Origin of the sequence: Achromobacter dolens (assembly GCF_902859745.1) — a bacterium.
In the GTDB taxonomy this organism is placed as follows: Bacteria; Pseudomonadota; Gammaproteobacteria; order Burkholderiales; family Burkholderiaceae_B; genus Achromobacter; species Achromobacter dolens.
Genome location: NZ_CADIJW010000016.1, coordinates 32,189 through 50,512, shown reverse-complemented (window position 1 = coordinate 50,512; position 18,324 = coordinate 32,189). Strand labels below are relative to the sequence as shown.

The 18,324-nt window shown below is 65.8% G+C and carries 20 protein-coding genes; 3 read left to right on the top strand and 17 right to left on the bottom strand.

What is annotated here, in order from left to right; translation table 11 throughout:
• Nucleotides 1-14: 14 nt before the first annotated feature.
• The 17 genes from recO to HV783_RS13975 form a co-directional block, all read right to left on the bottom strand.
• Complete coding sequence (recO, locus tag HV783_RS14055; protein WP_054501548.1) at nucleotides 15-602, bottom strand: DNA repair protein RecO; 588 nt, start codon at nucleotides 600-602, stop codon at nucleotides 15-17.
• On the bottom strand, nucleotides 595-1,485 hold the full coding sequence (era, locus tag HV783_RS14050; RefSeq protein ID WP_054501549.1) for a GTPase Era: 891 nt from the start codon (nucleotides 1,483-1,485) through the stop codon (nucleotides 595-597). Before era ends, recO begins: the two co-directional genes overlap by 8 nt.
• Nucleotides 1,482-2,243: a ribonuclease III gene (rnc, locus tag HV783_RS14045; RefSeq protein WP_049072173.1), complete on the bottom strand. Its 762-nt coding sequence runs from the start codon at nucleotides 2,241-2,243 to the stop codon at nucleotides 1,482-1,484. Before rnc ends, era begins: the two co-directional genes overlap by 4 nt.
• A gap of 2 nt (nucleotides 2,244-2,245) precedes the next feature.
• Complete coding sequence (gene lepB / locus HV783_RS14040; protein ID WP_054501550.1) at nucleotides 2,246-3,130, bottom strand: signal peptidase I; 885 nt, start codon at nucleotides 3,128-3,130, stop codon at nucleotides 2,246-2,248.
• 22 nt (nucleotides 3,131-3,152) lie between these two features.
• Nucleotides 3,153-4,946 carry a translation elongation factor 4 gene (lepA, locus tag HV783_RS14035; RefSeq protein WP_049072171.1) on the bottom strand — a complete coding sequence of 598 codons (1,794 nt, stop codon included), beginning with the start codon at nucleotides 4,944-4,946 and terminating at the stop codon, nucleotides 3,153-3,155.
• Nucleotides 4,947-5,167: 221 nt separating this feature from the next.
• The gene (locus HV783_RS14030; protein WP_054501551.1) at nucleotides 5,168-6,661 is read right to left on the bottom strand and encodes a DegQ family serine endoprotease; all 1,494 of its coding nucleotides are present in this window, start codon (nucleotides 6,659-6,661) and stop codon (nucleotides 5,168-5,170) included.
• Nucleotides 6,662-6,701: 40 nt separating this feature from the next.
• Nucleotides 6,702-7,778, bottom strand: a complete 1,077-nt coding sequence (locus HV783_RS14025) for a MucB/RseB C-terminal domain-containing protein (RefSeq protein WP_054501552.1) — start codon at nucleotides 7,776-7,778, stop codon at nucleotides 6,702-6,704.
• Nucleotides 7,778-8,287, bottom strand: coding sequence for a sigma-E factor negative regulatory protein (locus tag HV783_RS14020; RefSeq protein WP_054501553.1), 510 nt, complete (start codon nucleotides 8,285-8,287; stop codon nucleotides 7,778-7,780). The genes HV783_RS14025 and HV783_RS14020 overlap by 1 nt, the downstream gene beginning before the upstream one ends.
• 12 nt (nucleotides 8,288-8,299) lie before the next feature.
• The gene (gene rpoE / locus HV783_RS14015; RefSeq protein ID WP_054501554.1) at nucleotides 8,300-8,899 is read right to left on the bottom strand and encodes an RNA polymerase sigma factor RpoE; all 600 of its coding nucleotides are present in this window, start codon (nucleotides 8,897-8,899) and stop codon (nucleotides 8,300-8,302) included.
• A gap of 492 nt (nucleotides 8,900-9,391) precedes the next feature.
• Nucleotides 9,392-10,621 carry a beta-ketoacyl-ACP synthase II gene (gene fabF / locus HV783_RS14010; RefSeq protein WP_175142172.1) on the bottom strand — a complete coding sequence of 410 codons (1,230 nt, stop codon included), beginning with the start codon at nucleotides 10,619-10,621 and terminating at the stop codon, nucleotides 9,392-9,394.
• A 183-nt stretch (nucleotides 10,622-10,804) separates the two neighbouring features.
• Complete coding sequence (acpP, locus tag HV783_RS14005; RefSeq protein ID WP_005012191.1) at nucleotides 10,805-11,044, bottom strand: acyl carrier protein; 240 nt, start codon at nucleotides 11,042-11,044, stop codon at nucleotides 10,805-10,807.
• A gap of 213 nt (nucleotides 11,045-11,257) precedes the next feature.
• Nucleotides 11,258-12,010: a 3-oxoacyl-ACP reductase FabG gene (fabG, locus tag HV783_RS14000; protein ID WP_054501557.1), complete on the bottom strand. Its 753-nt coding sequence runs from the start codon at nucleotides 12,008-12,010 to the stop codon at nucleotides 11,258-11,260.
• Nucleotides 12,011-12,014: 4 nt separating this feature from the next.
• The gene (gene fabD / locus HV783_RS13995) at nucleotides 12,015-12,950 is read right to left on the bottom strand and encodes an ACP S-malonyltransferase (RefSeq protein WP_175189338.1); all 936 of its coding nucleotides are present in this window, start codon (nucleotides 12,948-12,950) and stop codon (nucleotides 12,015-12,017) included.
• 91 nt (nucleotides 12,951-13,041) lie between these two features.
• Nucleotides 13,042-14,028, bottom strand: coding sequence for a beta-ketoacyl-ACP synthase III (locus HV783_RS13990; protein WP_175189354.1), 987 nt, complete (start codon nucleotides 14,026-14,028; stop codon nucleotides 13,042-13,044).
• Nucleotides 14,028-15,095 (bottom strand): phosphate acyltransferase PlsX, encoded by a 1,068-nt coding sequence (gene plsX, locus HV783_RS13985; RefSeq protein WP_054501559.1) that lies wholly within the window; start codon nucleotides 15,093-15,095, stop codon nucleotides 14,028-14,030. The genes HV783_RS13990 and plsX overlap by 1 nt, the downstream gene beginning before the upstream one ends.
• A 59-nt stretch (nucleotides 15,096-15,154) precedes the next feature.
• A complete protein-coding gene (rpmF, locus tag HV783_RS13980) occupies nucleotides 15,155-15,337 on the bottom strand; it encodes a 50S ribosomal protein L32 (RefSeq protein WP_006389284.1) in 183 nt (60 codons plus the stop codon).
• A 52-nt stretch (nucleotides 15,338-15,389) separates the two neighbouring features.
• The gene (locus HV783_RS13975; protein WP_116793060.1) at nucleotides 15,390-16,049 is read right to left on the bottom strand and encodes a YceD family protein; all 660 of its coding nucleotides are present in this window, start codon (nucleotides 16,047-16,049) and stop codon (nucleotides 15,390-15,392) included.
• A gap of 165 nt (nucleotides 16,050-16,214) precedes the next feature.
• On the opposite strand from HV783_RS13975, the gene HV783_RS13970 reads away from it, so the two are divergent.
• Genes HV783_RS13970 through HV783_RS13960 form a run of 3 tightly spaced genes read left to right on the top strand, consistent with a single transcriptional unit; the run spans nucleotide 16,215 to nucleotide 18,312 of the window.
• Nucleotides 16,215-16,817, top strand: a complete 603-nt coding sequence (locus HV783_RS13970; RefSeq protein WP_054501561.1) for a Maf-like protein — start codon at nucleotides 16,215-16,217, stop codon at nucleotides 16,815-16,817.
• Nucleotides 16,814-17,524 (top strand): SAM-dependent methyltransferase, encoded by a 711-nt coding sequence (locus HV783_RS13965; protein ID WP_175167584.1) that lies wholly within the window; start codon nucleotides 16,814-16,816, stop codon nucleotides 17,522-17,524. The genes HV783_RS13970 and HV783_RS13965 overlap by 4 nt, the downstream gene beginning before the upstream one ends.
• Nucleotides 17,525-17,526: 2 nt before the next feature.
• Nucleotides 17,527-18,312 (top strand): N-acetylmuramoyl-L-alanine amidase, encoded by a 786-nt coding sequence (locus tag HV783_RS13960; RefSeq protein WP_175142169.1) that lies wholly within the window; start codon nucleotides 17,527-17,529, stop codon nucleotides 18,310-18,312.
• Nucleotides 18,313-18,324: the final 12 nt, after the last annotated feature.

Below are 18,324 nucleotides of genomic sequence, written 5' to 3'. Positions count from 1 at the left end.
GGCGCGCCGCGGGTTCAGATGCGCTGCAGGTCCATCAGCACCCGGCGCGTGGCCAGGGGCCGGCCCGCCAGGTTCTCGGCCAGGCGTTCGCGCAGGTCGCGGCGCAGGGCCGGCTCGATGACGGGATCGTCGAAATCGGGTTCCGCCTCATCCACGCCGTAGCCGGTCTCGCGCAGCAGCGTCCATTCGAAGCGGCGCAAGGCGCCCGCCGCGCGCGTGCCGCCCGACAACTGCTGCAGCGCCATGTCGTAGGCGTCGAACAGCAGCGGATGGGCATCCTCGCGCGGCAACAGGCGCAGCAGCAGTTCATTCATGTACCACGCCGACATCAGCGCGGTGCCGTTCAGGGCACGCACGCCCATGATCTCGGCGCGGGTCAGGGTCTTGACCTCGCCGTTGCCGGTCCACGACAGCAGCAGCGGCTGGAACGCCGACAGCACCGGACGCAGCACGGAATACGGGCGCTTGGCGCCCTTGGCGACCATGGCGACACAGCCGTGGTCGCGCGAGAAAGTCTGAACGATGAGGGACGTCTCGCGCCACGCGGTGGCGTGGAGCATGTATCCCGGGCGATCCTGGACGCGAGGCGCCCGTTTACTCATAGCCCAGGTCGCGCAGCGCACTCTCGCGGTCGGACCAGCCCTTGCGCACCTTGATGTAGATCTCCAGGTGCACCGGCTTGTCCAGCAGCTTGGCAATGTCCTGCCGCGCCTCGGAGGCGATGCGCTTCATGTGCATGCCGCCGGTGCCCAGCAGGATCGGCTTGTGGCTGTCGCGCTCCACCACGACGCAGGCGGCGATGCGCGCGCCCTTGTCGGTCTCTTCCCACTGCTCGATCACGACCGTACAGCCGTAGGGCAGTTCGTCGCCGACCAGGCGGAAGATCTTCTCGCGCACCAGTTCGGCGGCGATGAAGCGCATCGGCCGGTCGGTCAGGGTGTCTTCCTCGAACATCGGCTCGCCTTCCGGCAGGCGCGCCGCGATTTCCTGCAGCAACTGGTCGAGCTGCTGGTTCTTGGTGGCGCTGACCGGCACCACGGCGCCAAACGGATGCAACGCCATGATCTTCGAGACGAAGGCGAACAGCTCATCGCGGTTCTTGAGCGCGTCGATCTTGCTGATCACCAGGATGGTGCGCTCCGGCGCAGGCAGCAGCGGCAGCAGCTTGGCGTCGCCCTCCGACCACTTGCCGGCCTCGACCACGTGCACCACCACGTCGACGTCGGCCAGCGCCTGCGTCACCACGCGGTTCATCATGCGGTTCATGGCGCCGCCATGGCGCGTCTGGAAGCCCGGCGTATCCACGAACACGAACTGTTCGTGGTCGCGCGTCAGCACCCCGTGGATGCGGTGGCGCGTAGTCTGCGCCTTGCGCGACACGATGGATATCTTGGAACCGATCAGCGCGTTCGTCAGCGTGGACTTGCCCACGTTGGGGCGGCCGACGATGGCCACGAAACCGGTACGGAAAGGGGTATCGCTCATTTAGTCTCTTGGGACACTGCCACGGGCAGCGACAACTGCGCGGTCTTGCGCGCCTTGCCCGACTTGCGGGCGGCCTTGGACGCCGGGCTGATGGCCTGCGCGGCCTCCAGCGCCAGCTTGGCGGCCGACTGCTCGGCCGCGCGGCGGCTTGCGCCGGGCGCGTTCACCTTGATCTCGAGCGCCGGAATGGCGCACTCGACCTCGAACTGCTGGCTGTGGGCCGCGCCATGCGTGGCCACCACGGTGTACACGGGCAAGGCCAGCTTGCGGCCTTGCAGGAATTCCTGCAGCAAGGTCTTGGCGTCCTTGCCCAGGGTCTTGGGGTCGACCGAGGCCAGCACCGGCTGGTACTGACGCACGATCACGCGGCGGGCGGCGTCGAAGCCGGCGTCCAGGAACACGGCGCCAAACAGGGCTTCGACCGTGTCGGCCAGGATCGACGGCCGGCGAAAACCGCCACTCTTCAGTTCGCCTTCGCCCAGGCGCAGGTACTGGGACAGCTCCAGGCGCTGGGCGATGTCCGCCAGCGAGGCCTGCTTGACCAGGTTGGCGCGCAGGCGCGACAGATCGCCCTCGTCGATCTTCGCGTAACGCTCGAACAGCATCGCAGCGACGACGAAGTTGAGCACGGAATCCCCGAGGAACTCCAGGCGCTCGTTGTGGCGCGCCCCATGGCTGCGGTGGGTCAGCGCCTGTTCAAGCAGTGCTGGGTCACCGAAGTGGTGATCCAGCCGGTTTTCTAGCGTGGCTAGCGACATAATCAGTTGAACCGGCCAATGCGGCTGAGATCGCTGAAATTCATCCAGATGAAGAAGGCCTTCCCGACGATATTGGATTCCGGCACGAAACCCCAATATCGGCTGTCGGCGCTGTTATCCCGATTATCGCCCATGGCGAAGTATTGCCCCTCGGGTACTTTGCAGCGTACCCCATCGCGGGAATATTGGCAGTTCCCGAGGTTGGGAAATTGGTACTGCGGGCGATACTCCTGCGGCCGGCTCTCATCAAGCAGGATATTGTGGCTAACTTCGCCCAATTTCTCCTTATATTGTGCAATATAGGAGACACGATCAGGTTCGAAATAGTCACCGTCGCGCGTATGTGGCACCAATTGGCCGTTCACGTACAGTTTTTTGTCGAGGTAGGCGATTTCGTCACCGGGCAGGCCCACCACGCGCTTGATGTAATCGACGTCCGGATCCACCGGATAGCGGAACACGAACACATCGCCACGCTGCGGCTTGCCGATCTCGACGACCTTCTTGTCAATCACCGGCAGCCGCAGGCCGTAGCTGAACTTGTTCACCAGGATCAGGTCGCCCGATTGCAGCGTCGGCAGCATCGAACCCGAAGGAATGCGGAACGGCTCCACCACGAACGAACGCAGCACGAACACGAACAGGATCACGGGAAAGAAACTGACCGCGTATTCGATCCACCACGGCACGCGGCGGGCCTTGTCGCCGGCCTCGCGTCGCAAACGCTCGGCCTCTTGCGAATCGCCGATCAGCGCCGCGTCGTACTGCGCCATCGCCTCTTGCGCCCGGCGCTCGCGGCCGCGCCGCAATACGGCCAGATCGAGCGCCCAGATAATGCCGGTCAGCACCAGCAGAACAAACAGGATCAGGGCAAAGTTCCAACTCATCAGCTAACCGCCTTCTCGGGTTCTATTTGTCTTCCACTTGCAGGATGGCCAGGAAGGCCTCTTGCGGAATTTCCACCGTGCCGACCTGCTTCATGCGCTTCTTGCCGGCCTTCTGCTTTTCCAGCAGCTTCTTCTTGCGCGAGATGTCGCCGCCGTAGCACTTGGCCAGCACGTTCTTGCGCAGCGCCTTGACGTTCTCGCGAGCGATGATTTCGGCGCCGATGGCCGCCTGGATCACCACGTCGAACATCTGCCGCGGAATCAGGCCGCGCATGCGCGTCACCACGTCGCGGGCGCGATGGCGGGCGTTGCTGCGGTGGACGATCACGGCCAGCGCGTCGACGCGGTCGTTGTTGATCAGCAGGTCCACGCGCACCACGTCGGCCGAGCGGTATTCGAGGAACTCATAGTCCATCGAGGCGTAGCCGCGCGACACCGATTTGAGCTTGTCGAAGAAGTCCAGCACGATCTCGGCCAGCGGGATTTCGTACACCAGGTGCACCTGGCGGCCGTGATAGCTCATGTTGATCTGCACGCCGCGCTTGTTGTTGCACAGCGTCATCACCGGACCGACGTAGTCCTGCGGCATGAACAGCGTGACCTTCACGATCGGCTCGCGGATGTCGGCGATCTTGCCGATTTCCGGCATGCGCGACGGGCTTTCGACGGTGATCACCGAGCCATCGCGCTGCTCGACCTCGTACACCACCGACGGCGCGGTGGTGATGATGTCCATGTCGAACTCGCGCTCCAGGCGCTCCTGCACGATTTCCATGTGCAGCAGGCCGAGGAAGCCGCAGCGAAAGCCAAAGCCCAGCGCCTGCGACACTTCGGGTTCGAACATCAGCGCCGCGTCGTTCAGCTTGAGCTTCTCGAGCGAATCGCGCAGTTGGTCGTATTCGGAGCTCTCGACCGGATAGAGGCCGGCGAACACCTGCGGCTTGACTTCCTTGAAGCCGGGCAGCGGCTCGGCGGCCGGCTTGCTCGCCAGCGTGACCGTATCGCCGACCTTGGCGTCCTCGAGCTGCTTGATGCCGGCGATGATGAAGCCCACCTCGCCCGCCGACAGGTGCGGACGCTGCTGCGACTTGGGCGTGAACACGCCGGTCTGCTCGCACAGGTGGGTGGCGCCGGAAGCCATCAGCAGGATCTTGTCCTTGGGCTTGAGCATGCCGTTGACGATGCGCACCAGCATCACCACGCCAACGTAGTTGTCGAACCACGAGTCGATGATCAGCGCCTGCAGCGGCGCATCGGGATCGCCCTTGGGCTGCGGCACCCGCGCGACGATGGACTCGAGGATCTCGTCGATGCCCATGCCGGTCTTGGCGCTGGCCAGCACCGCCTGCGAAGCGTCGATGCCGATGACGTCCTCGACTTCCTGGCGCGCGCTGTCCGGATCGGCCTGCGGCAGGTCCATCTTGTTCAGCACCGGCAGCACTTCCACGCCCAGCTCGATGGCGGTGTAGCAGTTGGCCACGGTCTGCGCTTCGACGCCCTGCGAGGCATCGACCACCAGCAGCGCGCCTTCGCACGCCGACAGCGAGCGGCTGACTTCGTACGAGAAGTCGACGTGCCCCGGGGTGTCGATCAGGTTCAGGTTATAGATCTTGCCGTCCTGCGCCTTGTAGTGCAGGGCCGCCGTCTGGGCCTTGATGGTAATGCCGCGCTCACGCTCGATCTCCATGGAGTCGAGCACCTGGGCCGACATTTCGCGATCCGCCAATCCGCCGCAGCGCTGGATCAGGCGATCGGCCAGGGTCGATTTGCCGTGATCGATGTGGGCAATGATGGAGAAGTTGCGAATATGCTGCATGCTTGAATTTAAAAGGGACGGAACATTCGGCAAACTGCCGGAAGACGCCGCCACCAGGGTAGGCACGGCTGACGGGTTGGGGCCACTCGGCCGGCACGCCCGCCGCCGGGCCACGCTTGCGGCGGGCTGCGGACGGCATCTGGCGGGAGGGCCGGGCAAAAACGAGGGGGCGCCAGGCGCCCCCTCTTGCGGCAACCAGCCATTTTAGCCGGTCTTGCGCCTTATTTGCTTGCGGGCACCGCCACCCACTGGGTCTGCTCGCCGCGACGCACCAGCAGGCCGACCGCGCGGCCCTTGTCCAGCTTGCCGACCAGCTCGGCGAACTGCTTGGCGCCGGTGACGTCGGTGTCGTTCAGGGCCAACACAATGTCGCCTTCCTGCAGGCCGGCCTTGGCTGCCGCGCCTTCGGCGACCTTGACCTGCACCCCGCCCTTGATGCGCAGCTTCTTCTGAACGTCGGCGGGCACGTCGATCACGCCCAGGCCCAGCGCGTTGGTCACTTCCGGCGCGGGCGGCGCGCCCTTCTTGCCCGGGGCGGCCTTGTCGACCGGAATCTCGCCGACCTTGACCGACAGGGTCATCTTCTTGCCCTTGCGCCACACTTCCATGTCGGCGCGCGTGCCGGGTTTGGTTTCGCCAACGATACGCGGCAGATCGGACCAGCGCTTGATCGGTTCCTTGTTGAAGGTCAGGATCACGTCGCCCGGCTGCACGCCGGCCTGTTCGGCCGGGCCGTCCACTTCGACGCTGCTGACCAGCGCGCCCTCGGCCTTGGGCAGGCCGATGGCCTCGGCCACGTCCTTGCCGACTTCGCCGATCTGCACGCCGACGCGGCCGCGCGTGACCTTGCCGGTGGCACGCAGCTGGTCCACCACCCGCATCGCTTCATCGATCGGGATGGCCAGCGAAATGCCCATGAAACCGCCGCTACGCGAGATGATCTGGGAATTGATGCCCACGACCTCGCCCGCCAGGTTGATCAGCGGGCCGCCCGAGTTGCCCGGGTTGACCGCCACGTCCGTCTGGATGAACGGCAGGTATTCGCCGGTATCGCGGCCGATCGCGCTGACGATGCCCGAAGTCACGGTGGAATCCAGGCCGAACGGCGAGCCGATCGCCAGCACCCACTGGCCCTTCTTCAGTTTCTTGGGATCGCCGATCACCAGCGGCGTCATGTCCTTGGCCTCGATCTTGATCAGCGCCACGTCGGTGCGCTCGTCGGTGCCGATGACCTTGGCCTTGAATTCGCGGCCGTCGGTCAGGGTGACGTAGATGTCGGTTGCATCGCTGACCACGTGATTGTTGGTCATGATGTAGCCGTCTTCGGAGATGAAGAAGCCCGAGCCCACGCCGCGCGGCACGGTGCGCTCCTCAGGCTGCTGCGGCTGCGGACGCTGGCGCGGATTGGGCGACTGCTGGCCCGGCGGCTGGAAATCCGGGCCGAAGAACCAGCGGAACAGCTCCGCCGGATCGTTGCCGCCAGGGCCGACGCCACGGATCGGCACGGTGGCGGTGGTGCGGATGTTGACGACCGCCGGGTCGGCTTTTTCAATGATGCCGGTGAAGTCAGGCAACGCCACCGTCGGGGTGGGCGTTTCGGCCGCAGCGGTCTGCGCCTGCGAGGCGGGCGCGAAGGCGGCCGACATCAGGAGCCCCGCCGTCGCGGCCGCCAGGAAGCGGCGCAGGCCGGGGTTCGACACCATCATTGCTTTCATAGATTGCTCCGAAATCACTTCTTGCCGCAGAGGCCGCCCATTACTTGGAGCCGGCCGCCGGAGCGTTCGCCACGGGTACGTATTCTGTCGCTTGCGCCAATTGTTCCAGCGTCGCCACGGGCACTTCGCCCACGGCCGTCAGCCAATAATCGGCGATGCGCGTGCCATAGACGGTAATCGATCCACGCTGCGCCGCGCCAGGGGGCGGATGATGGCCGCGCTGGCTGTCGTAGGGTTCGATGAACACCGAGATGGCCGCCAGGCCATCGGACAGCACCATCTGATTGACCGTCGCGCCGCGCCCCATCGAGCGCGCCACCTGCATGACGACTGTGAACCCCTTGGGCGCCGGAATGCGCCATCCCAGGGCGCCCAGGTCGACCGTCTTCATGGAGGGCTCGAGCACCTTCCAGTCGCGCGTGTTCCATCGCGACGACAGCGATTTGGGATCGACCTCGGCGCCCAGGCGCAGCGAAGTGAACGACACCTGCTCGACCACGCCGCGGGCGGCGTTGAGGGTCTGGGCCTTCAACAGCAGATTGGTCTCGACGTCGGCACAGAGGCGATAGCCATAGCGCAACTTGTCCAGCGGCTCGATAGTGATCAGGCGGCATTCGCGCCCGGCAACGCGATGCAGCGCCGATTCGGTGCGGATCTTGTAGTGGTCGGTCAGGTTGGCCGGATCGCCCAGCAACAGGCCGGGAAAGCGATCGCCGCGGCGACGCTCGATCAAAACCGTCTTGCGCTCGGGGATCAGGCACTGCACATCTTCGTTGTGCCGCAAGTATTCGCGCGGCTGCCCGTCCAGGATCTCGAGACGCTCGCGCTCGCCGGTGCCGTCCAGGACGTGCACCAGGCGCGAGGACTGGATCATCTCGCCCTGCTGATACATGAACACGCCGGCGTAGTCCTGCTTGCGCGCGGCCTGCTGGATGCGGGAGAGCAACTGGACCACGTCATCGCCCTGCGGGGCGGGCGCGGTGTCGGCGGCGCGCGCGGGGTCATGCGCGGCCAGGAATGCGGTCAGGAGCGTAGCGGCGAACCAGCCGGCGCGGTGAGCCTGCCACGAGGCAGCCCGTCCCAGCGCCGGCCAACGGGTCGGAAGCACCAGGGCCATCAGCGCCCCGCCCCGACGTCGAACGACACCTGACGCACCGCGCTGGGGCCGGCCATCTGGCGATGGGCCTCCAGGTAGTCGCTCAGGCCCGACGTATCGGCGCTGCCGCTGACGCTGGCGTCGGCCAGCACGCGCGTCTCGGTGCCGGAGGAACCGCCCGCCAGGTAGGGCTGGGCGACCCAGGCCACCGTGGCAACCGCGGCCGCCACCGCCAGGCCCGACAGCCCCATGCGCAGCGGCGAGCGGCGCCGAGGCGCCGCCACGATCGGCAGTTCGGCATCCAGCGCCCGCGACAGGCGGGCGTGGAAGTTCGCGCTGGGCGTCAGCGCCAGGTCGCTGTTGCGCAGGGCATCACCGATCAGATGATAGGTATCCCAGGTCTGTCGCCCTTCGCGGGTCAACAGGCCGGGGAGAATATCGTCGGTTTCTTCACCGTCCATCCAGGCGGAAACGGATTCCTCCCAGGCGGCATCCGAAGAAACGACGGACTTGGCTGCTGTAGTCTGCATGACTGCCACTCCTTACCAGCGACGCTCGACATCGGTGCCAAGCAAGGGACGCAACTTGGTCGCAATGGCTTCCCGCGCACGGAAAATGCGGGAGCGCACCGTACCAATGGGGCAGTCCATGCTCTGGGCGATGTCTTCGTAACTCATACCTTCGATTTCACGCAGGACGATTGCGGTGCGCAATTCCTCGGGCAACTCCTCGATAGCCGCGTTCACCGTCTCGGCGATCTCGCGGCTGGCAACCATCGACTCCGGCGTGCTTATATCGGTTAGGTTGTCGGTTTCGTTAAAAGTTTCACCGTCTTCCGTTTCTATCGCATTGGGCGCGCTCGGCCGCCTGCCCTGGGAGGCGAGCCAATTTCGGGCCGTATTGATGGCGATACGATACAACCAGGTGTAGAACGCGCTCTCGCCCCGGAATTGGGGCAAGGCCCGGTAGGCCTTGATGAACGCTTCCTGGGCCACATCCTCGATCTCGGCGGGGTCGCGGATCATGCGGGCCAGCAGACGGAGAATCTTGCGCTGGTACTTGAGCACCAGCAGGTCGAAGGCCTTCTTGTCGCCCCGCTGGACGCGCGCGACAAGCTCGGCGTCGACTTCGCGCTCGCTCATGTAGCCTCCCGCAGGCGGACCGTCCGGGACGTCTGCCGCGCCGCGCCGGCCAGCAGGCACAGCCGCCGCCAGTCGTCGGGTCGCAACGTCGGTTGCCAGACGGTGAAAGTTACATTTTGGTCGTTAAAGGCCATACTCCCGGGGGGCAAAGGCTGCAGGGTGAGCGAAAGCCAAGCAGGTCCGCGGCGCTGTTGTACCAGCACCGCATCCCGCCAGCCGCCCGGCAGGCGCACCTGCCAGCGGCCGCCACCGGCCGCGGTACGCAGGGCCGATACCGGGGACAGGCTCCGACGGCTCGAGTGTAACAGCCCTGCCGCCAGCGCCAATGACATCAACACGGCGGCGGCCGTCCAGGCGTTGCCGTGCCACGAGGCGGCGGCGACGAGACTGGCAACCGCGGCCACCAGCCCCAGACCCGGCAGCGCCAAGACGCCGCGTGGCCGCAGGACGGGCACGCGATAAGTCCAGCGCCCCTGGCCCGGGCCTTCCAAATCAGACCCGGCGAACGGCCATCGAGCCGTTGGTGCCGCCGAAGCCGAACGAGTTGGACAGGCCGACGTCGATCTTCATCTGCCGCGCCTCGTTGGCGCAGTAGTCCAGGTCGCATTCGGGATCCTGGTTGAAGATGTTGATGGTCGGGGGCGAGACCTGGTTGTAGACCGCCAGGGTCGTAAACACCGCCTCGATGCCGCCGGCCGCGCCCAGCAGGTGGCCGGTCATGGACTTGGTCGAGTTCACCACCAGCTTCTTGGCGTGGTCGCCGAACGCCAGCTTCAACGCGTCGCTCTCGTTCTTGTCGCCCAGGGGCGTCGAGGTGCCGTGCGCGTTGACGTACTGGACGTCTTCCAGGTTCAGGCCGCCGTTGCGCAGCGCGTTGAGAATGCCGCGGCGCGGGCCGTCCTTGTCGGGAGCCGTGATGTGATGCGCGTCCGAGCTCATGCCGTAGCCGGCGAACTCGCCATAGATGCGCGCGCCGCGCTTCTTGGCGTGTTCGTATTCTTCCAGCACCAGCACGCCAGCGCCCTCGCCCAGCACGAAGCCGTCGCGGTCGCGATCCCAGGGACGCGAAGCCGTCTGAGGATCATCGTTGCGGGTCGACAGCGCGCGCATCGCGGCAAAGCCGCCAATGCCCAGCGGCGACACGGTCGACTCGGCGCCGCCGGCCAGCATGACGTCGGCATCGCCGTACTCGATCAGGCGGGCCGCGTCGCCGATGCTGTGCAGGCCCGTGGTGCAGGCGGACACGACGGCGTAGCTGGGGCCCTTCATGCCGAAGGCGATGGACAGATGGCTGGAGATCAGGTTGATCAGCGAACCCGGCACGAAGAACGGCGAGATCCGGCGCGGACCCTTGGCCATGTATTCGACCTGGGTTTCCTCGATGCGCGGCAGACCGCCGATACCCGAGCCGACGATCACGCCGATGCGTTCGGCGTTGGCTTCGGTGACTTCCAGGCCGCTGTCGCGCCAGGCCTGCATCCCGGCGGCCACGCCGTAATGGATGAAGGTATCCATCTGACGGGCTTCTTTGCTCGAGATATAGGTGCTGACGTCGAAGTCCTTGACTTCGCCGGCAATGTGCGTGGTGATGGCCGAGGGATCGAAACGGGTGATGCGGCTGATGCCAGAACGTCCGTTGACGATATTGTCCCAAGCGGTGGTCAGGTCGTTGCCAACAGGCGAAACGATACCAAGGCCAGTGATGACGACACGTCGCTTCACGGATGACTCCTCAAACAGACAAAAGAAAGGCGGTTTTCGGGATGCACTGCGCGTGCGGCACACGCAATAGCGGGTCGGGCGTCAATGCCCTTCCCGCGCGTGGACCACACGGCAAATTCCTGAAACCGCCCCGGTTCCCGGCCGGCCCCGGACGTGGGGCAACCGGAAGGATATAGGCTGAGCTTACTGCTTACCGTTCGAATTGATGTAATCAATCGCTTGTTGCACGGTCGTGATCTTTTCGGCCTCTTCGTCGGGGATCTCGGTCTCGAATTCGTCTTCGAGCGCCATGACCAGTTCGACCATGTCGAGCGAATCGGCACCGAGGTCGTCAAGGAAGGAGGATTCGTTCTTGATCTCGGCTTCGTTCACGCCAAGTTGTTCAGCGACGATCTTCTTGACGCGCTGTTCGATGCTTTCCATGCAGATCTCCAAATGGGAAAAATCCCGCGAATTATAGCCAAGCGCAGAGTACTGCAAACGCCAGGCCGTGACAAAAATAACACCGCGCACGTTGATCTGTCGCCCGCCGGGCGCAGGAAAACCGGTGTGCGGCGTTTCCGGATGAACCGCGCGTTGCCGTACCGGTTCCCCGGCACTGACGCGGCGGCCTGGGCCGCCCGCGCGTTTCGTGACTTATTGCATGTACATCCCGCCGTTGACGTGCAGGGTGGTGCCGGTAATGTAACCCGCCTGCGGCCCGGACAAAAAGGCCACCGCATGGGCGATATCCGTCGGCGACCCCAGTCGGCCCAGCGGAATCTGCTGCAGGAGCGCCGCGGTCTGGCTCTCGCCCAGGGCGCGCGTCATGTCGGTGTCGATGAAACCCGGGGCCACGCAATTGACGGTGATGTTGCGGCTGCCCAGCTCGCGCGCCAGCGCGCGCGACATGCCGGCGACGCCGGCCTTGGCGGCAGCGTAGTTGGCCTGGCCGGCATTGCCGCTCGAGCCCACCACGGAGGTGACATTGATAATGCGTCCCCAACGGGCCTTCATCATATTGCGCAGCACAGCGCGCGACAGGCGAAAGACCGACGCCAGGTTGGTGTCGATGACCGCGGACCAATCGTCGTCTTTCATGCGCATTGCCAGCGTATCGCGGGTGATGCCGGCATTATTGACGAGGATGTGCGGACCGCCGCCTTCCTTGCCAAGCGCGTCGATGAGCGCGTCGCAGGCTTCGGCGTTGGTCACGTCCAGCACCACGCCACGGCCGCCGAACGGCGCCAGCGCCTCGGTGATGGCGGCAGCGCCGGATTCGGAAGTGGCAGTGCCGACGACCACGGCGCCACGGGCGGCCAGCTCCTGGGCGATGGCGCGGCCGATGCCGCGCGTCGCGCCGGTGACCAGGGCGATCTTGCCCTGCAGTTCGATCGAAGTGTTTTCCATGGTCTTAATTTCCGTTGACCGCGGCCAGCGCGGCCTCAAGCGAGGCCGGATCCGTGATGGCCAGGCCGGTGAGCTCGGGGTCGATGCGTTTGGTCAGGCCGGCCAGCACCTTGCCGGGACCGCACTCGATGACGTGGGTCACGCCCTGCGCCTTCATGGCGCGCAGTGTTTCCACCCAACGCACAGGATACCATGCCTGGCGCACCAGCGCATCCCGGATTGCCCCGGGTTCCGTCGGCGAGGCGACATCGACGTTGTTGATGACCGGGATCTGCGGCGCCGCCACGTTGACCGCAGCCAGCGCGTCCGCCAGCACATCGGCGGCAGGTTTGAGCAGGCTGGAATGGAACGGCGCGGACACCGGCAGCAGCAGCGCGCGCTTGGCGCCCGCGGCCTTGGCCTGCTCGCAGGCGCGCTCGACCGCGCCCTTGTGGCCGGCGATCACGACCTGCGCCGGCGCGTTGAAGTTGACGGCCTCGACCACCTCGCCCTGGGCCGCCGCGGCGCAAGCGGCGCGCACGGCATCATCGTCCAGGCCGAGAATGGCAGCCATGGCGCCGGTGCCGACGGGCACCGCGGCCTGCATGGCGTCGGCGCGCACGCGCACCAGGCGCACGGCATCTTCCAGGGCCAGCGAGCCCGCGGCGGTCAGCGCGGCGTATTCACCCAGGCTATGGCCGGCGACGACGTCGGGATTGCGGCCACCCGCCGCGCGCCAGGCCGCGAAGAACGCGACACCGGCCGTCAGCATGGCGGGTTGGGTATTGGTGGTCAGGTTGAGCTGCTCGATGGGACCCTGCGCGATCAGTGCGCCCAGGTCCTGGCCCAGCGCCTGCGAGGCGCGCGCCACGGTATCGGTCACGGCAGCGACATCGGCCCAGGCATCCAGCATGCCGACTGCCTGCGAACCCTGGCCAGGAAAGACAAAAGCGATTTTCATGTTCGACCGTGTGGAGTGATTCAGAGTCTGTGGAATGTCGGGCGCGACATCCGGGCGGGCGCGGCAGTCCGCGTCCCGGCCGGACACGCCCTTACATGCGGGCCAGTACCGAACCCCAGGTGAATCCGCCGCCCACGCCCTGCATCAGCACGAGCTGGCCCGGCTTGACGCGGCCATCGCGGCGCGCGGCGTCAAGCGCCAACGGCACGCTGGCAGCGGAAGTATTGGCATGGCTGTCGACGGTGATGACAACCTTCTCGACCGGCACGGCAAGCTTGCGCGCCAGGAAATTGAGGATGCGGACGTTGGCCTGGTGCGGCACCAGCCAATCGACTTCGCTGATGTCGACGCCGGCTTCGGCGCAGGTGTCGCGGGCGGAGCGGTCCAGCACCGTGACGGCCTGCTTGAACACGGCCTGGCCGTCCATGCGCAGGAACGGATCGCCGGTGACGTCGCCATAAGCCACGTTGCCCGCGGCGCTGAGGATCTTCATCTGGCTGCCATCGGCATGCAACTGGGCGGCCAGGATGCCAGGCTTGTCGGAAGCCTTGAGCACCACGGCGCCCGCGCCGTCGCCGAACAGCACGCAAGTGCTGCGATCGTTCCAGTCGAGAATGCGCGAGAACACTTCGGCGCCGATCACCAGGGCGCAACGCGCGCGGCCGGCACGGATGAAGCTGTCGGCGGTGGTCAGGGCATAGACGAAGCCGCTGCACACGGCCTGCACGTCGAAGGCCGCCGAGCCCTTGGCGCCCAAGTTGGCCTGCACCAGGCAGGCGGTGCTGGGAAACACGAAATCGGGCGTGGAGGTGGCCAGCACGACCAGATCGACCTCGGAGGCGTCCACACCCGCGTCGGCCAGCGCGCGGCGCGAGGCCTCGGTCGCCAACTGGCTGGTGGTGACGCCACGCTCGGCCAGGTGGCGCTGGCGGATGCCCGTGCGCTCGACGATCCACTCGTCGGAGGTGGCGATATCGCGCGTCGCCAGTTCCGCAGCCAGGGCGTCATTCGAAACCACGCGTTCCGGCAGGAAGCTGCCGGTGCCCGCGATCACGGAATATTTCATTGCGGTATCCATCAAGCGGTGTCTCCAGCCGCGCCCGGCTCGAGCGCCGGAGCACTCGAGGCAGACTGGACGCGCTGGTTGAGCTGCGCGACCGTCTGCGCGGTGCGCTCCAGCAGTTTACTCACGACGGCTTCGCGCGCCCGTTGCAGCGCGAAACCGAAGGCGTAGACATCAGCCGAGCCGTGGCTCTTGATGACCACGCCACGCAGCCCCAGCAACGCCGCGCCGTTGTAACGGCGATTGTCGACGCGGTTGCGCAAGCGGTTCAGCACCGGCTTGGCCACGGCGCCGGCCAGCAGCGTGATCAGGTTGCGTTTGAACTCTTCGCGAATGACGCTGGACAGCATTTTGGCCAGGCCTTCCACGGACTTGAGCACGACATTGCCGACGAAGCCATCGCAGACGACGACGTCGACCGTGCCCTTGAAAATGTCATTGCCTTCCACGTTGCCGTAGAAGTTCAGGGGACTGGCGCGCAGCAGCTCGGCGGCTTCCTTGACGACCTCGTTGCCCTTGATGACCTCTTCGCCGATGTTGAGCAAACCCACGGTGGGGTTGTCGCGATGGTCCACCGCCTGCGATAGCGCGGCGCCCATGATGGCGAATTGCAGCAGGTGTTCGGCCGTGCAGTCCACATTCGCGCCAAGGTCCAGCACCGTGGTGGCGCGGCCCGTCTGGTTCGGAATGGACGTGGCGATCGCGGGCCGGTCGATGCCGTCCAGCGTCTTGAGCACATAGCGTGAAATGGCCATCCACGCGCCGGTGTTGCCCGCGGAAATGCAGGCGTCGGCGTTCCCGTCCTTGACGGACTGGGCGGCCAGGCGCATGGAGGAATCTTTTTTGCGGCGCAGGGCGACCTCGACCGGGTCGTCCATGGTGACGACTTCGGAAGCCGCCACGATCTCGAAACGATCACGCTCGACGCCGCGGTGCTCGGAGAGCGCCGCTTCGATGGCGTCGGGAAGCCCGACCAGCAATAGCCGGGTATCCGGGAATTGCCGGGCGAACTCGATCGCAGCCGGAATCGTGACGGGCAGACCGAAGTCTCCGCCCATACAGTCTATGGCGATGCGTATCACGGGTGCCAGGTATCAGCGCTCAGCCGAATTGGTCCGAGTACGAGTTCGGCCCGGGGGCCTTATTCGTCGGCCTTGGTCTTCAGGACCTTGCGGCCACGGTAGAAGCCGTTGGGGCTGATGTGGTGACGCAGGTGCGTTTCGCCCGTGGTCGGTTCGATAGCCGTCGACGGATTCACCAGAAAATCGTGCGAGCGGTGCATACCGCGCTTGGACGGGGACTTCTTGTTTTGTTGAACAGCCATGATGACTCCTAGAAACGGGGCGCATTGTACGCGATGCGGCCCGATGTTGATCTCAATCTTTGTGCTTCAGTTGTTCCAGCACCGCAAACGGCGACGGACGCTTGACAACGGGCTCTTGGGGAGCTTCGCTGTCCTTGGCCTGCGCGCCCGGGCATACATCATGCTTGGGCACATACGGAACGCTCAGAATGAGCTCATCTTCGATCTGGGCCAACAGATCGAAATGATGCGAACCCACCACCTTTTCAGGCTGGTTGGACACAAAACCTTTTCCTGCGTTTCCTGCTTCCTCGCCGTCCTCATCCTCGTCGTCGAAACCCGCGGCGTGATCGCCGGAGGTAAAGCCGTCGTCGAGGTCGGCTTCGGACTTGACCAGTTGCAGCAGGACCTCGCTGTCCACCGGATAGGCGAACGGCTCATTGCACCGCTGACACACCACGACCGGATTCGCCTGCACATGAATGTGCAGGAGCGGCTGACCTTGCAGCAGTCCGGTCTTGCCCATCTCGCCACGCACGGACCACGTCACGAGGCCGGCCTCACCCGCCGGTTGCTCGGGAAGCCCGTCAACCGCGCGCGTCAACCGCACAAGAGGTATGGTGCCTTGCGCTTCCTTGCCCGAATGGGCGAATGCGAATGCGTCGATGGGCTTGATGTTCTGTCCTTTCGCACGAGGCCGCCGGAAATGCGCATTCGCGCACAACCCGCACATCCCGTGCATTCGCGACCATCCCAGGGCGCAAAACCGATGACTGACGCGGGATTGCGCCCCGCCCATGAGTGGGGGTTGCGCCCCGCCCAAAAGTCATGCTGCCCTGCAAAAATGCCGCAAAACGTTAGATAATACTGTGACTTACGTCCCAGCGTCAAATATCGAATGCCCTCACAACCCAGCCTGATCCTCGCCTCCAGCTCGCGCTACCGCAAAGAACTGCTCACCCGCCTGCGCCTGCCCTTCACCGCCATTTCGCCCGATGTGGACGAAACGCCACAGCCAGGCGAATCACCCGAAGCGCTGGCGCTGCGCCTGTCCGTGGCCAAGGCCATGGCGGTGGCCGGCGGGCATCCCGGCAGCGTCGTCATCGGATCGGATCAGGTGGCCACGGTAGACGGCCAACCCATTGGCAAGCCGGGCGATTTTACGCGCGCCCAGGCGCAATTGCGCGCACTTTCCGGGCAGATCGTGGAATTTCACAGCGCGTTGGCGGTGACTGACGGTCATCGCGTGGAAAAAGCCGATATCGTGACGCGGTGCAAATTCCGGCGCCTGAGCGACCAGGCCATCGACGCCTACCTACGCGCCGAGGAACCCTACGATACCGCAGGCAGCGCCAAGGCGGAAAGCCTGGGCATCGCCCTGATGGAAAGCATCCAGAGCGACGATCCGACCGCCATCATCGGCCTGCCGCTGATCACCTTGACCACCATGCTGGCCGAGTTCGGGCTCGACGCGCTGGCGGCGCCGGGAGCGCCCGCATGAGCGGCTCGCTGCACCTGATCCCGGTGGGACTGGGCGAGGCCGCCCCGGAAAGCTGGCTGCCCGCCGATGCGCGCGCCCGGGCCGGCAGCCTGGACACCTACATCGCCGAGAACGCCAAGACGGCGCGCGCCTTCCTCAAGCTGGTGGGCACCACCCGGCCGCTGCAGGAAATCACCATCCACACGCTCAGCGACAGGACGGACGCGGCCGAGATCGGCGCCTGGCTCGAGCCGGTGCGCCGCGGCGCCGACATCGGCCTGGTGTCCGAAGCCGGCTGCCCCGCGGTTGCCGACCCTGGCGCCAAGGTGGTGGACGCCGCCCATCGGCTGGGCATCGTCGTCAAGCCCTGGGTCGGCCCCTCCTCCATCCTGCTGGGCCTGATGGCCAGCGGCCTGGATGGCCAGCGCTTCGCCTTCCACGGCTACGCGCCCGTGGACGCCGGCGAACGCGCCAGGCAGCTCAAGGCCTGGGAACAGCACTCGGCCCGACACAACCAGACGCAATTGCTGATCGAGACCCCCTACCGCAACGCCGCCATGTTCGCAACGCTGCTGGCCAGCCTGAAGGGCGACACCAAGCTGTGCGTGGCCCGCGCGCTGACCACCGCGGACGAATGGATCGCCACGCGCACCATCGCCGACTGGAAAAAACAGCCCACCCCATCGCTGGACAAAATGCCCACCCTGTTCCTGTACCTGGCCCGCTGACGATGATCCGATTTGCCGCAGTATGCCTGGCCCTCGCGGCCCTGGCCGGTTGCGCCCAGCGCGGCCCCGCCGGCCTGAACCTGGACACCTCCGTTACCGCGGTCAGCCAGAGCAGCCGGGTGCGTTTCGTCGTGGTGCACTACACCTCCACCGACGACGCCGTATCGATGAAGCTGCTGTCGCAGGGCAAGGTCAGCGCCCACTACCTGATCGAAACCTCCGGCCGCGCCCACAGGCTGGTCGACGAGACCCGCGCCGCCTGGCACGCCGGCGAAAGCGCCTGGTATGGCCTGAATGCCATGAACAGCACGTCGATCGGCATCGAAATTGTCAACCCGGGCTGGACCGACGGCACCGACGGCAAGCCGCAGTGGCATGCCTACGGCGACCGGCAGATCCGCGCCCTGACCCTCTTGCTGCGCGACATCATCCAGCGCCACGGCATCGCGCCCGAGAACCTGGTGGGCCACAGCGACATCGCGCCCCAGCGCAAGGTCGACCCCGGCCCGCTGTTCCCCTGGAAGCAACTGGCCGCAGCCGGCATCGGCCGCTGGTATGACGAAGCCGGCGCCGCCGCACACCTGGCGCGCCTGCAGGCCCAGGGCACACCCGACGTCGCCTGGTTTCAGCAGCAACTGCAGCGGCTGGGCTACACCACGCCACAGAGCGGCACATTGGACCGCGCCACCATCAACGTGCTGGCAGCGTTCCAGATGCACTACCGCCCTGCCCGCCACGACGGCCAGCCCGACGCCGAGACCGCGGCGATCATGCTGGCCATACTGTAACCGGATGGCGCA

Bases quoted from the DNA above. Each gene is read 5' to 3' on its own strand.
- recO (WP_054501548.1), bottom strand. From the start codon at position 602: ATGAGTAAACGGGCGCCTCGCGTCCAGGATCGCCCGGGATACATGCTC.
- era (WP_054501549.1), bottom strand. From the start codon at position 1,485: ATGAGCGATACCCCTTTCCGTACCGGTTTCGTGGCCATCGTCGGCCGC.
- rnc (WP_049072173.1), bottom strand. From the start codon at position 2,243: ATGTCGCTAGCCACGCTAGAAAACCGGCTGGATCACCACTTCGGTGAC.
- lepB (WP_054501550.1), bottom strand. From the start codon at position 3,130: ATGAGTTGGAACTTTGCCCTGATCCTGTTTGTTCTGCTGGTGCTGACC.
- lepA (WP_049072171.1), bottom strand. From the start codon at position 4,946: ATGCAGCATATTCGCAACTTCTCCATCATTGCCCACATCGATCACGGC.
- HV783_RS14030 (WP_054501551.1), bottom strand. From the start codon at position 6,661: ATGAAAGCAATGATGGTGTCGAACCCCGGCCTGCGCCGCTTCCTGGCG.
- HV783_RS14025 (WP_054501552.1), bottom strand. From the start codon at position 7,778: ATGGCCCTGGTGCTTCCGACCCGTTGGCCGGCGCTGGGACGGGCTGCC.
- HV783_RS14020 (WP_054501553.1), bottom strand. From the start codon at position 8,287: ATGCAGACTACAGCAGCCAAGTCCGTCGTTTCTTCGGATGCCGCCTGG.
- rpoE (WP_054501554.1), bottom strand. From the start codon at position 8,899: ATGAGCGAGCGCGAAGTCGACGCCGAGCTTGTCGCGCGCGTCCAGCGG.
- acpP (WP_005012191.1), bottom strand. From the start codon at position 11,044: ATGGAAAGCATCGAACAGCGCGTCAAGAAGATCGTCGCTGAACAACTT.
- fabG (WP_054501557.1), bottom strand. From the start codon at position 12,010: ATGGAAAACACTTCGATCGAACTGCAGGGCAAGATCGCCCTGGTCACC.
- fabD (WP_175189338.1), bottom strand. From the start codon at position 12,950: ATGAAAATCGCTTTTGTCTTTCCTGGCCAGGGTTCGCAGGCAGTCGGC.
- HV783_RS13990 (WP_175189354.1), bottom strand. From the start codon at position 14,028: ATGGATACCGCAATGAAATATTCCGTGATCGCGGGCACCGGCAGCTTC.
- rpmF (WP_006389284.1), bottom strand. From the start codon at position 15,337: ATGGCTGTTCAACAAAACAAGAAGTCCCCGTCCAAGCGCGGTATGCAC.
- HV783_RS13975 (WP_116793060.1), bottom strand. From the start codon at position 16,049: ATGTGCGGGTTGTGCGCGAATGCGCATTTCCGGCGGCCTCGTGCGAAA.
- HV783_RS13970 (WP_054501561.1), top strand. From the start codon at position 16,215: ATGCCCTCACAACCCAGCCTGATCCTCGCCTCCAGCTCGCGCTACCGC.
- HV783_RS13965 (WP_175167584.1), top strand. From the start codon at position 16,814: ATGAGCGGCTCGCTGCACCTGATCCCGGTGGGACTGGGCGAGGCCGCC.
- HV783_RS13960 (WP_175142169.1), top strand. From the start codon at position 17,527: ATGATCCGATTTGCCGCAGTATGCCTGGCCCTCGCGGCCCTGGCCGGT.